The sequence below is a fragment of the Actinoallomurus sp. NPDC050550 genome (genome assembly GCF_040655075.1).
Classification (GTDB): Bacteria; Actinomycetota; Actinomycetes; order Streptosporangiales; family Streptosporangiaceae; genus Actinoallomurus.
Window position 1 is genome coordinate 390,050 of sequence record NZ_JBFAJC010000004.1, and the last position, 13,428, is coordinate 403,477.

Annotated in this window: 15 protein-coding genes; 6 read left to right on the forward strand and 9 right to left on the reverse strand. The window is 72.0% G+C overall.

All coding sequences use genetic code 11. From position 1 onward, the window contains the following. Nucleotides 1–13 precede the first annotated feature (13 nt). The 6 genes from AB0I04_RS08210 to AB0I04_RS08235 form a co-directional block, all read right to left on the reverse strand. On the reverse strand, nucleotides 14–862 hold the full coding sequence (locus AB0I04_RS08210; protein ID WP_360880960.1) for a glycoside hydrolase family 16 protein: 849 nt from the start codon (nucleotides 860–862) through the stop codon (nucleotides 14–16). A gap of 195 nt (nucleotides 863–1,057) precedes the next feature. Next, the gene (locus AB0I04_RS08215; RefSeq protein ID WP_360880962.1) at nucleotides 1,058–2,194 is read right to left on the reverse strand and encodes an Mrp/NBP35 family ATP-binding protein; all 1,137 of its coding nucleotides are present in this window, start codon (nucleotides 2,192–2,194) and stop codon (nucleotides 1,058–1,060) included. Nucleotides 2,195–2,214: 20 nt separating this feature from the next. Beyond that, nucleotides 2,215–2,787 carry a DUF1003 domain-containing protein gene (locus tag AB0I04_RS08220; RefSeq protein WP_360880964.1) on the reverse strand — a complete coding sequence of 191 codons (573 nt, stop codon included), beginning with the start codon at nucleotides 2,785–2,787 and terminating at the stop codon, nucleotides 2,215–2,217. Further along, nucleotides 2,784–4,139, reverse strand: coding sequence for a CBS domain-containing protein (locus AB0I04_RS08225; RefSeq protein ID WP_360880966.1), 1,356 nt, complete (start codon nucleotides 4,137–4,139; stop codon nucleotides 2,784–2,786). Before AB0I04_RS08225 ends, AB0I04_RS08220 begins: the two co-directional genes overlap by 4 nt. A 100-nt stretch (nucleotides 4,140–4,239) precedes the next feature. Beyond that, nucleotides 4,240–4,752, reverse strand: a complete 513-nt coding sequence (locus AB0I04_RS08230; protein WP_360880968.1) for a hypothetical protein — start codon at nucleotides 4,750–4,752, stop codon at nucleotides 4,240–4,242. A gap of 293 nt (nucleotides 4,753–5,045) precedes the next feature. After that, nucleotides 5,046–6,671 (reverse strand): alkaline phosphatase PhoX, encoded by a 1,626-nt coding sequence (locus tag AB0I04_RS08235; protein WP_360880970.1) that lies wholly within the window; start codon nucleotides 6,669–6,671, stop codon nucleotides 5,046–5,048. Between the two features lie 220 nt (nucleotides 6,672–6,891). Here AB0I04_RS08235 and AB0I04_RS08240 point away from each other — a divergent pair, with 220 nt between their 5' ends. From AB0I04_RS08240 to AB0I04_RS08255, 4 genes are all read left to right on the forward strand, one after another. Continuing rightward, on the forward strand, nucleotides 6,892–7,836 hold the full coding sequence (locus tag AB0I04_RS08240; protein ID WP_360880972.1) for a CoA ester lyase: 945 nt from the start codon (nucleotides 6,892–6,894) through the stop codon (nucleotides 7,834–7,836). A gap of 85 nt (nucleotides 7,837–7,921) precedes the next feature. Beyond that, on the forward strand, nucleotides 7,922–8,542 hold the full coding sequence (locus AB0I04_RS08245; protein WP_360880974.1) for a DUF6758 family protein: 621 nt from the start codon (nucleotides 7,922–7,924) through the stop codon (nucleotides 8,540–8,542). A gap of 7 nt (nucleotides 8,543–8,549) precedes the next feature. Continuing rightward, nucleotides 8,550–9,410, forward strand: coding sequence for a PHP domain-containing protein (locus AB0I04_RS08250; protein WP_360880976.1), 861 nt, complete (start codon nucleotides 8,550–8,552; stop codon nucleotides 9,408–9,410). A 139-nt stretch (nucleotides 9,411–9,549) separates the two neighbouring features. Continuing rightward, nucleotides 9,550–9,690: a hypothetical protein gene (locus AB0I04_RS08255; protein ID WP_360880978.1), complete on the forward strand. Its 141-nt coding sequence runs from the start codon at nucleotides 9,550–9,552 to the stop codon at nucleotides 9,688–9,690. 47 nt (nucleotides 9,691–9,737) lie between these two features. On the opposite strand, the gene AB0I04_RS08260 is transcribed toward AB0I04_RS08255, so the two are convergent. After that, nucleotides 9,738–10,334: a TetR/AcrR family transcriptional regulator gene (locus AB0I04_RS08260; RefSeq protein ID WP_360880980.1), complete on the reverse strand. Its 597-nt coding sequence runs from the start codon at nucleotides 10,332–10,334 to the stop codon at nucleotides 9,738–9,740. A gap of 73 nt (nucleotides 10,335–10,407) precedes the next feature. On the opposite strand from AB0I04_RS08260, the gene AB0I04_RS08265 reads away from it, so the two are divergent. Continuing rightward, nucleotides 10,408–11,310 (forward strand): alpha/beta fold hydrolase, encoded by a 903-nt coding sequence (locus AB0I04_RS08265; protein ID WP_360880982.1) that lies wholly within the window; start codon nucleotides 10,408–10,410, stop codon nucleotides 11,308–11,310. Between the two features lie 75 nt (nucleotides 11,311–11,385). On the opposite strand, the gene AB0I04_RS08270 is transcribed toward AB0I04_RS08265, so the two are convergent. Further along, nucleotides 11,386–12,003 (reverse strand): LysE family transporter, encoded by a 618-nt coding sequence (locus AB0I04_RS08270; protein WP_360880984.1) that lies wholly within the window; start codon nucleotides 12,001–12,003, stop codon nucleotides 11,386–11,388. 58 nt (nucleotides 12,004–12,061) lie between these two features. Next, nucleotides 12,062–12,580, reverse strand: coding sequence for an Lrp/AsnC family transcriptional regulator (locus AB0I04_RS08275; protein WP_360880986.1), 519 nt, complete (start codon nucleotides 12,578–12,580; stop codon nucleotides 12,062–12,064). 152 nt (nucleotides 12,581–12,732) lie between these two features. On the opposite strand from AB0I04_RS08275, the gene AB0I04_RS08280 reads away from it, so the two are divergent. Then, nucleotides 12,733–13,428, forward strand: coding sequence for an MBL fold metallo-hydrolase (locus AB0I04_RS08280; RefSeq protein WP_360880988.1), 696 nt, complete (start codon nucleotides 12,733–12,735; stop codon nucleotides 13,426–13,428).

Sequence of the window (13,428 nt, forward strand, 5' to 3'; positions counted from 1 at the left end):
TCCTACCTCTGGCTCAGCGCATGGCGGCGGGGGCGCGGAACACCCGGATCCAGTCGACCTCCATGGTCACGCGCAGCGGCGTGCTCGCCAGGCGGTGGAAGCCGTCCGCGGTCTCGTTCCGCAGGTTGAGGTGCATGTCCGCCCGGCTCGGCACGAACGGCCCTCGGTAGCTCCACACAGTCTTGCCGTCCACCTGGTACGTCAGCCGTCCGGGCAGCCAGTCCACGGCCACGGTGTGCCACCGGGTGAAGTCGACATGGACGATCTTCATCAGCTGCCGGTCGTCCGCGCCGTGGTGGAGGAAGAGCCCGCCCGTACGCCGGGTCCCGTCGATGATCTCGGCGAAGTCGATCTCGGCCCACTCCGGGGATCCGAGCCGCGTCGGCCACAGGAACGCGGTCGCGGAGTACCCGCTGCCGCGGTCGGCCCGGATCCGCGCCTCCCAGCGGCCGTACGTCTGCGCGAGGCGGGAGACGACGCCCGCGGACTGGTCCTTGGCGCCGTAGAGCCCGCCGACGAGCCGCAGGTGCCCGCCGGACACATGGACGCCGGCGGGCGAGCCGGGGTGGGAGACGGCGTTCGGCGCGTTGTAGACCTGCCACTTGCCCGGGTCCAGGCGGTCGCCGCCGAAGTCGTCGGACAGGACGGGAGCACCCCAGGGCCCGTACGACCGCCGGGGCGACGGCCGGGTGAGCCGCAGCGCGTCGGTCGGAACGGCCGTCGGCCTCGTCGCGGTGCCGGCCGGCGGGGCGGCAGGCGGGGCGACGGGCGGCGCGGCGGTGTGCCCGCGGCCGCCGGACGAGCATCCCACCGCCGCGATCGTTAAGAGCACGACGGCCGTACGGGCGTGACGAGGTGCCATGACCACACGAAACCACGCCCGTACGGCCGGTCAAGCGATGACGCGCCAATGGCATGACCGGGGATCTCGTTCGCGGCGAGACGCGCTCTGGGCGCCGCGCAGCCGGACAGAGATCCGCCGGACACGCCCTGGGACCTGTCTCGAAGTCACCATGCGGTAGGACGGCGGGGCTTCGAGACAGGCCTTGGGAATCGGTCAGGCGCGGTTGGGGCTCAGGCCGAGCTGACGGCCGCGCAGGCTCTTCGCGCGGCCTGAGAGCTTGTCGGCGATGGCCCGCAGCTCCTTGGCGGCCGGGGCGTCCGGGTCGTCCAGCACGATCGGTCGGCCCTCGTCGCCGCCCTCTCGCAGGCGCACGTCGATCGGGACCTGGCCGAGCAGCGGCACGGACGTGCCGAGCGTCCGGGTCAGCGCGTCGGCGACCGTCTGCCCGCCGCCGGAGCCGAACACGTCGACCGGCTCGCCGCAGTGCGGGCAGGGCAGGTAGGACATGTTCTCGATCACGCCGGCGACCGTCTGGTGGGTCTGCGCGGAGATCGCGCCCGCGCGCTCGGCGACCTCGGCGGCGGCCTGCTGCGGGGTCGTCACGACGAGGATCTCCGCCGAGGGCAGCAGCTGGGCCACCGAGATGGCGATGTCGCCGGTGCCGGGCGGCAGGTCCATGAGCAGGACGTCGAGGTCGCCCCAGTAGACGTCGGCGAGGAACTGCTGCAGCGCGCGGTGCAGCATCGGGCCGCGCCAGACGACCGGAGCGTTGCCCTCGGTGAACATGCCGATCGAGATGACCTTCACGCCGTGAGAGTTCGGCGGCATGATCATTTGCTGGACCTGGGTCGGGCGGCCGGTGACCCCGAGCATGCGGGGCACGGAGTGGCCGTAGATGTCGGCGTCGACGACGCCGACCTTGCGGCCCTGCGCGGCCATGGCGGCCGCGAGGTTGACCGTCACCGACGACTTGCCGACGCCGCCCTTGCCGCTCGCCACGGCATAGACCTTCGTCAGGGAGTTGGGCTTGGCGAAGGGGATCTCCTTCGGCGCCTGCCCGCCGCGTAGTTTCGTCTGGAGGGCGGAGCGTTGCTCCTCGCTCATCACGTCGAGGTCGACCCGTACGCCGGTCACGCCGGGGACCTTGGAGACGGCGGCGGCGACGTCGCGCGTGATCGTGTCACGGAGCGGGCAGCCGGCGACCGTGAGGAACACGCCGACCGTCACGTTGCCGTCGGCGGCCACGTCGACGCCCTTGATCATGTCGAGCTCGGTGATGGGACGGCGGATCTCCGGGTCGTTCACCGTCGCGAGCGCCGCGGTCACCTGCTCGATCGTGGGGGAGGCCATGCGTACATGTTATTTAGGGGTCAACCGCCAGGCGAACCCAGCTCGCCCGCGCCGGGGGTTCGGTGATCGCGCCACTCGGGTTCCGGGCGGTGGTGGCCGTCGAGCTCCTTGAGCAGGTGCGCCAGCTCGTCGCGGATCCAGTCGCGGGTGGCGACCTCGTTCATCGCCATCCGCAGGCTCGCGATCTCCCGGGTCAGGTACTCGGTGTCGGAGACGCTCCGCTCGTTGCGGGCGCGGTCCTGCTCGTACTGCACCCGGTCGCGGTCGTCCTGGCGGTTCTGGGCCAGCAGGATCAGCGGCGCGGCGTACGACGCCTGCAGCGACAGGATCAGGGTCAGGAAGATGAAGGGGTACGGGTCCCAGCGCATCGAGGCCGGGGCGAAGGCGTTCCAGGCGAGCCAGATCGTGATGAACGCCGTCATGTAAACGAGGAACCGCGCCGTTCCGAGGAACCGCGCGATCCGCTCGGAGAACTGGCCGAACGCCTCCGGGTCGTAGTAGAGCCGCGGCGAGATCGTCCGGCGGTACTCCAGCGGCTGGTCGAGACGTCCGAACCGCCGCTCCTCGCGGCTCCTGCCCAGGGTGGTGCTCATCGCCGGTCCACCCTTCGCTCACCGTTGCCCACCGCGCTGCGAAGGGCCTCTTCCTCTTCGTCGGTCTCCTCTGCCGGGGCGTCCATGACGCTCTCCCGCCAGTCGTCCGGCAGCAGGTGGTCGAGGACGTCGTCGACCGTGACCGTGCCGAGCAGATGCCCGTCCTCGTCGACGATCGGCACGGAGACGAGGTTGTACGTCGCCAGGTAGCTGGCCACCGTCTCCAGCGAGCGCGACGGCCGCAGCGGGTCCAGCTCGGTGTCGCAGATGGCGCTGACCAGGGTCGGCGGGGGCTCCCGGAGCAACCGCTGGAAGTGGACGGTGCCGAGGTAGCGGCCGGTCGGCGTCGCCGTCGGCGGCCGGCACACGTACACCTGCGCGGCCAGTGCCGGGTTCAGGTCGGAGTTGCGGATGAGGGCGAGGGCCTCCGCGACGGTCGCGTCGGGGGACACGATCACCGGTTCGGTGGTCATCATGCCGCCCGCGCTGTTGTCGGCGTAGGTGAGCAGGCGGCGCACGGGCGCGGCCTCCTCGGGCTGCATCAGGGCGAGGAGCTGCTCGCGCTGCTCGGCGGGCAGCTCGCCGAGCAGGTCGGCCGCGTCGTCCGGGCCCATCTCCTCCAGCACGTCGGCGGCCCGGTCCACGCCCAGCTCGCCGAGGATCTCCACCTGGTCGTCCTCGGGCAGCTCCTCCAGGACGTCGGCGAGCCGCCGGTCGTCGAGCGCGGCGGCGACCTCGACCCGCCGCTTGGCCGACAGCTCGTGCACGACGTTCGCCAGGTCGGGAGCGCGCATCTGCTCGAACGCGGCGATGAGGTTCGCGGCGCCCTGCTTCTCCTCGACCGTCGTCAGGCCGCTGACGGCGTCCCAGTCGACGACGAACGTCTCGCCCCGGCGCCGCCGCAGGCTCAGGCGCGCGCCGTGGCCTCGCCCGGCCGCCGGGCCGACGCGGCGCACCGCCACCTTCGTGATCAGCCAGTCGCGGGTCCGGGTCTGCTCCATGCCCAGATCCAGGACGATGGCCTTCTCGCCGTCCTCCTTGAGCTCGACGGTCCGGTCGAGCATCTCGCCGAGGGCCAGGGTCTCGGACTCGCGTTTCTCGAACCGGCGCATGTTGATGCGCCCGTCGAAGATCACGGCGCCCGCGTCGATGTTGGTCACCCGGGTGATCGGCAGGAAGACGAGACGATGCGGTGGGACCTCGACCACCAGGCCGAGCACGCGTGGCGGCCGCGGCGGCGGGCGGAGCGCGACGACGACGTCGCGCGCCCGGCCGATCTGGTCTCCCGCGGGGTCGAACACCGCGATCCCCGCCAATCGCGCGACGAACACCCGCGACGGCGTTCCGGTCATAGCTCGAAGGCTATCGATACGCGTCCTGTCTCCAGGTAAAGGGCGATCTATTCCCTGGGAGCCGGGAGATGACGCGGGTCCGTACGGATGCCACGGGCGGCTACCGGTCCGGGCGGCGGCGCCGTCCGCCGACCATGAAGGGCGGCTTGCCGACGGACGTCGCGGGGCTGAGCACCGGGCGTACGGCGGCGTAGCCGGCGGGCATCTCCCCGGGCGACTCGGTGACCTCGCCGGTGGGCGTGAGCCGCATGACGAACGCCTCCTGGGCCCAGCGCTCGGTCTGCGCCTCGCCGTCCGGGGCGTTCAGGCGCTCCTTGGCCAGCAGCGGCACCACCGCCTCCCACTCCTCCGACGCCGGCTCGACCTCGCTCACGGCGGCGACCCAGGAGACGAGCCTGCCGCCCTTGTCCTTGCTGCGGACGGTCACGGTGACGCGCTCGGCCTCCGGCAGGCCCGGCAGCGGCTGCTCGATGCCGCCGGTCACGACGTAGGCCGCCCCGTCGTGCCAGAGATGCCAGGCGGCGCGCGGCTGGGGGAGGTCGGGCAGGGCGAGCCAGATGAGCCCCGACCGCTTGGTGGCCTCTTCGACGAGCGGGTTGCTGGGATCGCTCATCACGTTCGCAGCGCGGAACTCCGGCCTTGAGGCCGGAGAGGAAGCGCCGCTCCCTCCCCTTCTGTTACGGTGCGTGAGTCCGTGATAGCCAAGCGGATTCGCGGGCCGCGACAGCGCGGGGAGCCCTCCAGCCGTTGGGCGGGGCTGTGAACCGCGAACCACTGGCTTCCCCTTCGTGAGAGGCCGGAATCTCCCGCCTTCAGCTTCAGGAGGGAGAGGACGTCAAGGACCCCACCTTTTCACGATGATGACACGGGGCCCGCCGCAGGCGGGCCCCGGGTACGCGAGCGGGGTCAGCCGCGGGTGATCTCCCAGGTGGTGTTGTCACCGTGTTGCTGGGTCCAGAAGATCCGCCAGTCGCCGTGGAACGGGTGGGGGTTCTTCACTCCGAGGAGCCCGGCGACGGTCGGGTCGCCGTCGGAGGTGTGGATACCGGTGATCTCGTTGTCGCCGTCGTTCTGGAAACCGTTGCCCTGCGCGGACAAGGCCGAGTCGACGGTCGCCGACGGGTCGCGGCCCTCCGCCAGGAACCGCACCGGCTGCCGGCCCTTGGCGTAGTCGGCGTTCAGGCCGAACAGGTACGCCGAGTCGAGCAGGCCGCGCTGCGTGTGCAGCGAGTCGCCGGCGTCCTCGACGGCGGCGACGTGGTCCCGGTCGAGGAACGAGATGTTGTCCAGGCCGGTGTGCGCCTGGTCGCCGTTGAAGAAGATCGTCAGCTTGCCCTGGTCGGCGGCCGGGCCGGACTGGGTGAGCTTGTAGATCCCGCCCCAGCCGCCGTACGCGCCGTTGGCCTTGCTGCTCGCGTTCGTGTCGCCGGTCTCGGTGAAGAAGAACTCGCGGAAGTCGACGCCCGGCCGGAACACGCCGTTCTCCGGCCGCTTGAACGGCGTCGCCTTGGCGGCCTTGGCCAGCGCGTTCGCGTCGAACGGGGTGCTGGAGGCGTCGCCCTGGTGGAGCGTCACCCAGCGGGTGTCGAACACCGTCCCGTAGGTGTGCAGGTCCTTGGTGTCGTCCGAGAAGATCGCGCCGGTCGGGTGGGACGCGTCGGCGGGGGTGAAGGTGATCGGCTGCCCGCTGCGCCGGGAGATCACCTGGAGGGCCTGGAGCGTGCCGCCCTTGCTCAGGTCGCTCTTGTCCTTCGGCACGAACCGGTAGACGAAGCTGTTGGGCAGGCGGGCGCCGGTGCCCGAGGGGACGTCGCCGCTGGCGTCCTCGACGATCCACAGGTTTCCGGCCGGGTCGATCTGGATGCCCTCGTACGAGCCGCGCCCGAGGACGTTCGAGATGTCCTGGGCCTTGGCGCCGACGTCGGGGTCGCTCTGCCAGACGCCGCCGTCCGCGCCGTTCTCGGCGGTGAGCAGCAGCTTCTTGGCGAAGGGGTTCCACGTCGACCCGTCGAACGCGGGCAGTTCCGTGCCGTCGGTCGTCTTGGTGGCCAGCAGCGTGACGCGGTGCGCAGCGTCGGCGTCGAGGTTGACCCGGGAGATGTACCCGGGGCCGCCGCGCTCGTGGCCCTGGAACAGGAAGTGCGTGCCGTAGTCGTAGCCGGCGTCGGCGCCGTGCAGGCCGCGCAGCCGCAGGTAGGTGTTCTTGTCCGGCTCGGTCTTGGTCGCCTCGACGTTGTGACCGGGGGACTGGACGGCGCCGGGCTGCGGCAGCATCGGGCCGTCCGCGTGGTAGCCGTAGTACTGGACCTCCCCGGCGGGGTTCTCCAGCTTGTTCGATCCCTGCGCGACCGCGTGCTCGGCCAGCCCGGGCGAGAGCGCGTTCGGGGCGGCCGTTCCGGCCGCCTTGGCGACGGCGGGCACCGACGCCCAGCCGTCGACGCCGCTCGCGGCGCTCGCCGAGGTCGCGCCGAGCGCGACGACCGCGCCCAGGGCCACCCCGGCCGTGGCGACGCGCCTTGTAACGTGATTCATGGTCCTCGCTCCATCCCGCTCCCCGATGATGGGGGCGGCCGGAGTCAATCCATGACCGGCGTCATCTCCATGGCGCGACGGTGTCCCGCCGGTGAAACCGGCGAGCCGTGCACCTGTCTGACGGCGAGAAAGCGGCCCGGTGAGGTGATTCCTCGTGGATTCGGCGGTGCCGTGAAGGCCTCGCGGGCGGCGACGGGCCGGGCGGATACCATCCGGAACCATGCCGACGCGCGCCCGCCGCAGCACCCTCGCCGTGCCCGCCAGCAACCCGCGGTTCATCGAGAAGGCCCGCGGGCTGCCGGTCGACGCGTTCTTCCTCGACCTGGAGGACGCCGTCGCACCGTCCGCCAAGGCGGACGCCCGGGCGAACGCCGTGGCCGCGCTACGCGACGGGGCCTGGGGCGACCGGGTCCGCGTCGTCCGGATCAACGACGCCACGACCGGGTTCGCCCACCGCGACGTGATCGAGGTGGTCGAGGGGGCGGGAGCCGACCTCGACTGCCTGATGCTGCCCAAGGTCACCTCCCCGGACCACGTCGTGTGGCTCGACGTCCTGCTCACCCAGATCGAGCGGGCGACCGGCCTGCCCGTCGGCCGGATCGGCATCGAGGCGCAGATCGAGGACGCCCGGGGGCTCACGCGCATCGACGAGATCGCCGCCGCGTCCCCCCGGCTGGAGACGCTGGTCTTCGGCCCCGGCGACCTGATGGCCTCCCTCAACATGAAGACGCTGGTCGTGGGCGAGCAGCCGCCCGGCTACACCGAGGGCGACGCCTACCACCACGTCCTGATGCGCATCCTCATCGCCGCTCGCGCCCGTGACCTGCAGGCCATCGACGGGCCGTACTTCAACGTCCGCGACGTGGCGGCCTTCACACGGGCGGCGCGGCGCAGCGCCGCGCTCGGCTTCGACGGCAAGTGGGTCCTGCATCCAGCCCAGGTGGAGGCGTGCAACGACGTGTTCTCCCCGGCTCAGGAGGACTACGACCACGCCGAGCTGATCCTTGACGCGTACGACCACGCCACCCGGGTAGAGGGCCGCGGGGCGGCGATGCTCGGCGACGAGATGATCGACGAGGCGTCCCGGAAGATGGCCCTGGTCATCGCCGCGAAGGGCCGGGCCGCCGGACTGCGGCGCACGAAGGAGTTCTCCCCTCCGGCGTAGCATTGGGTAAAGACGCCAGATCACCATTTTTTGGCTGTCCGGAAACCTTGACGTGGCCACCGCGACAGCGGGACCGTGAAACACCATGAGGGCCGCGCCCATCTGCCCGCGGTGCCGCGGGCCCGTCGCCCCGCCGAACATCTGGTCGAGCGCCTGGACCTGCTCGACGCACGGCGAGGTCTGTCCCCTGCGCCCGCCCCGCCGGCCCTGCCGGGAGGGGCTCGAGGCGACGCGGGCCGAGGCGCGGGTCCCGGTCTGGACACCCTGGCCCCCGCCGCTCGGCTGGCTGGTCACCGGATTCGCCGACGCCGGCGACGAACGGTCCGGAAGCCGGGCCGTCGCGGTCGCGCTGTCCGGCCCGTCACCGGTCGGCGGCCCGGCCGACCTGATCCTCGTCGCCGAGGAGCCCGGCATCGGCCTCGGCGCGTCGTACGCCGGACTGCCCGGCCCGGACCCCGGGCACGGATTCGGGACCTCGGCGCCCGACGCGAAGGTCGACATCGGCGGGCATCCGCTGCCGCTGTGGGCACTGCCCACCGCCGAGACGGCCGCGTTCGCCGGCGAGGCGCTCGGCCACTGGCTCTGGGCCGTCCTGTGGCCCGTCTCGGCGGGGGCGCTGATGCTCGAGGACCTGCGCCTGCGCGACCTGCGCGAAGCCGATCTCGACCTGCCGTACGGAGCCGCGTGTCCCCGGCTGGGTGCATGATCGGACCGTGCGCATCGACCTGCACTCCCACAGCTCAGTCTCGGACGGCAGTCAACCGCCCGCCGACGTCGTCCGCCGCGCGCACGCCGCGGGCGTCGACGTCCTCGCCCTGACCGACCACGACACCGTCGCGGGCCACGCCGAGGCCGTACGCGCGCTGCCGCCCGGCATGACCCTCATCCGCGGCATGGAGCTGTCCTGCCGCCTCGGCGGGCGCAGCCTCCACCTGCTGGCCTACCTGTTCGACCCCGCCGAGCCGGAGCTCGCGGCCGAGCGGCGGCGCATCCGCGAGGACCGGGCGCACCGGGCACGCGGCATGGTCGAGCGCCTGGGCCGGCTCGGCGCGCCGGTCACCTGGGAGCTGGTCCAGCGCGTCACCGGCGAGTCCGTCCCCGGACGGCCCCACATCGCCCGCGCGATGGTCGAGGCCGGGGTGATCTCGAACATGGACGAGGCGTTCACGCGCGAATGGATCGGCGCGGGCGGCCGCGCGTACGTCGACCGGTACGCCCTGGACGCCGTCACGGCCGTCGGCCTGGTCCGCGAGGCGGGCGGCGTCCCCGTGATCGCCCACCCCCGGGCGTCCCGGGGCGGCTACCTCTTCACCGACGAGGAGATCACGCGCCTGGCCCGCGCCGGACTGGGCGGCATCGAGGCCGACCACCCGGAGCAGACGGAGACGGACCGCGCCCACCTGCGGCGACTCGCGGCGGACCTGAGGCTGTTCACGACCGGCGCCAGCGACGACCACGGCGAGGCGACCGGCCACCGGCTCGGCGCGGAGACCACGTCGGCGGAGGCGTACGAGGCACTGCTCGCCCAGGCCACCGGCGCGCACCCCGACGTGGGAGGACGCGGAAGCTCGTGATCACCTGCGATCGCCGCGCGCCTGCCCGGCCGACGCGCGGCTTTCCCGCCGCCGCGCGTTGCCCGGCCGCGGCGAGCCTGCCCGGCCGCGGCGTGAGGTGGACTTGCCGGCGAGGCGTTCCGGCGCGGCGCGGTAGTCCGTGACCGTCCAGCCGTCGAAGAGCCCGGCCGGACGGATGATCGTGGACGTCCATGGCAGCCTCGTCGGGGACGCCGGCCGGTCACCTGAGGACTACGAGGCCCGGGTCAAGCGCACCCTCGTCGTCGCGGTCCTGCGCTGAGCCGACCACCCGCCAGAGTGGTCGCCGCGTCCCGTCGGCGGCGGGGATCACGTCGCCAGCCGGGCGAGCTGATGGTCGAGGGTGTTCAGAACCTGGTCGGCGGAGCCGTGTCCCAGGAGCAGGGTTGTGGTCAGCCCGCTCACGAGGGCGAGGAGGATGTCCGCCTCCGTCTCCGCGTCGAGGTCCGGCCGGAGCTCCCCGTCGCGGACGCCGGCCCTGATCTGGTCGGCCACCGCCGTGACCAGCAGGGCCTGGCCCCGCCGGTAGGTGGCCGCGAGGTCCGGATCGCCCAGCGCCCGGATGAACACCGCGATGCCCACCAGGGACTCCGTCCGGCCCTCGGACTCCAGCGGCAGCAACGCGACGAGGACGGCGCGCAGCAACCGTCGCGGGGTGTGCGGCGGCGGGGTACTCGCCACGCTCCGGCGTACGCGCTCCTCGATGCGCTCCCGCAGGCGCCCGACGGCGAACCCGACCAGGTCGTTCTTGTCGCGGAAATAGTGCTGCACCAGGCCGATCGACACACCCGCCTCGGCGGCCACCTCCCGCATGCTCACCGCCTCCAGACCACGATCGGCGGAGATCCGCCACAACGCCTCGGCGATCTGCCGGCGTCGCTGATCGTGGTCGACCTGTTTCGGCATGCCGAATCCTCTCGGGGCGTCGCCGGGTATCACCTATCGTTACGATACGATCATATTGCGAAAGGTGGTCCGGATGTCCCGCGCCAAGCTCGGCGGCTTCACCACGCCCGAAGGCCGCAGCCGGTTCGACCGGGTGTACGACGAGGGGATGCGGCTGCTGCCCCGCCCCGCGGAGGTGCACGACGTGCCGACCGCCTTCGGGCGAGTGCGGGCGTATCGCTTCGGCGAAGGCGGGGGCGCCCCCATCGTGCTGCTGCACGGCACAGGGGGAACGAGCGTCATGTGGCGGCCGAACGTCGCGGCCCTGGCCGAGAAGCGCAGCGTGTACGCGATCGACCTGCTGGGGGAGGCCGGCCGCAGCGAGCAGACGGCACCCATCCGGGGAGCCGGCGACCAGGCCGCGTGGCTCGCCGCCGTTCTGGAGCGGCTCGACATCCCGGCCGCTCATCTCGTGGGTGTGTCCATCGGCGGCTGGATGGCCTGCAACCAGGCCGTACGTGCGCCGGAGCGCGTCGCGTCGATCGGTCTCCTCGACCCGATCAACACCCTGGCGCGGATGTCTCTCGGCCTGATCCTCCGGACGATCCCCGTCGTCCTACCGCTCACGGCGGGATGGGCGCGGCCCAGGTTCCTGAGCTGGATCGACGGTCAAGGGCAGGCCGCCGAGGACGACCCCGTCGGACGGGTGATCGGTGCCGGCATGCGGGACTACCGCGCCGCCATGCCCACGCCCGCCTACTTCACCGACGAGGAGATCCGCTCCATCGACGTGCCCGCGCTCGTGCTGGTCGCCGGACGCAGCGCCGTACACGATCCACAGCGTGCGCTCCGCCGCGCCGAGGCCCTCATCGGCGATGTCCAGGCCGAGCTCTGGCCGGACGCCACCCACGCCATCTCCGGCCAGTGCGCCGACGAGGTCAACGCCCGGGTGCTGCGCTTCATCGACGACGTCGACGGACGATCGCCCGGCTCCTGAGCGCCGAAACGCGGACCCGAGGGTGCGGGCCGCCGAGTTCCCTCCGCGCCGCCGAGCTTCCTCCGTGCCGGTCGCTCACGAGGCGGCGGCGCGGGCGAGCATCAGCGCCGCGAGTGCGGCGAACAGCACCGCGGACAGGCCGGTGAACGTGCCCTGCCCGCGGTGGCCGAGACGCCGGCCCGACCGCGCCACCACCAGCGCGATGACCGCCTCCAGGCCGGAGGCGACCACGAACCAGGTGACGGTGAACACCACCAGGCCGGACGGGCCGGCGAGGTGCTGGGCGCGCAGCATCGCCGGCGTGCCGGTGGCGAGCCAGAACGTCCACGTCAACGGGTTGGCCAGGTTCGCCGCGACGCCCTTCCAGAACGCCCATCCCTCGGCCTGCGGGACCGTCTCCTTCCGCCACAGGTGGACGGCGTCCCGTACGGCGTGGACGGCGAGCCAGAGGAAGAAGGCCGCGCCGGCGAGCGCGACCCACAGCGTGGCCTGGGCGACGGCGGCGATCACCCACGCGAACGCCAGCGCCGGCAGCAGGAGGACGACGTCGGCGACCGCGGACCCGAGGATGACGCGGAACGCCGGACCGAAGCCGCGCGTGGCGGCCTCGTTCAGGATCGTGACGAAGATCGGCCCGACGGACAGCGCCGCACCGGCGCCGAGCAGGATCCCGAGCCAGACGACCTCACTCATCAGCGCTCCTCCATCGCGTCGGTGCCGGGCAGGATCCCGAGCCGGACGACCTCGCCCATCAGCGGTCCTCCGCCACGTCGGCCGTCCGGCCGGAGTCCCGGGCCTCGGCGACCGGGCCGAGCACGGCGGTCGCCGTCACGTCCTTCACGGTCTCCAGCGCGATGGACGACACGGTCCGCGTGACGCCCGGGATCGCGCGGAGATCGGCCAGCAGACGGCGCAGGGTCCGGGGGGACGCGGTGCGGACCTTGAGGATGTAACTGTCCTCGCCGTCCACGTCATGGCATTCCACGACCTGGGGATCGGCGCCGATGACCGACTCGAACGGCTGCTGCTCGTCCGCCGACGCTCTGACCTCGACCCGGACGATCGCGACGAGCCCCTGGTCGAGGACGGCCGGATCGATGAGCGCGGTGTAGCCGCGGATGATCCCCTCCCGCTCCATGCGTTTGATCCGCGCGTACACCGACGGCCCGGTCAGGCCGACGGCCTTGCCGATGGCGGCGTGCGTGGCCCGCCCGTCGGCCTGCAGCCGCCGCAGGATCGCCAGATCCGTCTCGTCGATCGGATCGTTCACCGATCAGCTCCTTCACGAATGTTCAATAGAGCTATCAGCATAGATAGGCAATGTTTCGTCGGCGTTTCGCGGTACATGACCGACAGCGCTATGCGAAGCCCGGATCGGCCGCGTGCCGCACACCAGGCCTGGGAAGTCGGTAAGGTTTCGGTGTGGACGCGCGTATCGACAAAGTGGTGACGTCGGGCAAGGTCACCGTCGACGACAACGAGTACGACGTCGAGAGCAACACCTACATCGTCGGAGACGACGACGAGGTGATCGTGATCGACCCCGCCAACGACGCCGAGGCGATCCTCAAGGAGATCGGCGAGCGGGAGGTGATGGCCGTCATCTGTACCGACGGTCGCGATCATCACCTGAGCGCCGTGCTCGAGATCGCCGAGGCCGACGAGGAGGAGGCAGCGCCGATCGGCCTGCACTCGCGGGACCGTCTCCTGTGGCGTCAGTACTTCCGTGCCCTCGCCAAGAAGGACGAGGACTCGGAGTTCATGAAGGACCTCCAGCCCGACATCGACATCGAGGACGGCGGCATCTTCGAGATCGCCGGCGCCCAACTCGAGGTGATGCACACGTCCGGGCACACCCCCGGCAGCATCTGCCTCTACAGCGAGCAGCTCGGCGTGCTGTTCTCCGGCGACACCCTGCACAAGGGCCGTCCGGGCCGGGTCGGCGAGGAGTACCACGACCTCCAGGAGCAGCTCAACTCCATCGGGTCGCTGCTCGGGCCGCTGCCCAAGGACACGCGGGTGCTGCCCGGCCAGGGCGACGAGACGACCGTCGGCGACGAGGACTCCCAGTGGGAGAGCTGGTTCGCGCTCGCGCAGGAGCCGAGCTCCGAGGACTGA

Coding starts and splice junctions, on each gene's coding strand:
- AB0I04_RS08225 (WP_360880966.1), bottom strand. CDS start 4,139: ATGACCGGAACGCCGTCGCGGGTGTTCGTCGCGCGATTGGCGGGGATC.
- AB0I04_RS08245 (WP_360880974.1), top strand. CDS start 7,922: ATGAGGGCCGCGCCCATCTGCCCGCGGTGCCGCGGGCCCGTCGCCCCG.
- AB0I04_RS08235 (WP_360880970.1), bottom strand. CDS start 6,671: ATGAATCACGTTACAAGGCGCGTCGCCACGGCCGGGGTGGCCCTGGGC.
- AB0I04_RS08220 (WP_360880964.1), bottom strand. CDS start 2,787: ATGAGCACCACCCTGGGCAGGAGCCGCGAGGAGCGGCGGTTCGGACGT.
- AB0I04_RS08260 (WP_360880980.1), bottom strand. CDS start 10,334: ATGCCGAAACAGGTCGACCACGATCAGCGACGCCGGCAGATCGCCGAG.
- AB0I04_RS08240 (WP_360880972.1), top strand. CDS start 6,892: ATGCCGACGCGCGCCCGCCGCAGCACCCTCGCCGTGCCCGCCAGCAAC.
- AB0I04_RS08215 (WP_360880962.1), bottom strand. CDS start 2,194: ATGGCCTCCCCCACGATCGAGCAGGTGACCGCGGCGCTCGCGACGGTG.
- AB0I04_RS08210 (WP_360880960.1), bottom strand. CDS start 862: ATGGCACCTCGTCACGCCCGTACGGCCGTCGTGCTCTTAACGATCGCG.
- AB0I04_RS08270 (WP_360880984.1), bottom strand. CDS start 12,003: ATGAGTGAGGTCGTCTGGCTCGGGATCCTGCTCGGCGCCGGTGCGGCG.
- AB0I04_RS08230 (WP_360880968.1), bottom strand. CDS start 4,752: ATGAGCGATCCCAGCAACCCGCTCGTCGAAGAGGCCACCAAGCGGTCG.
- AB0I04_RS08265 (WP_360880982.1), top strand. CDS start 10,408: ATGTCCCGCGCCAAGCTCGGCGGCTTCACCACGCCCGAAGGCCGCAGC.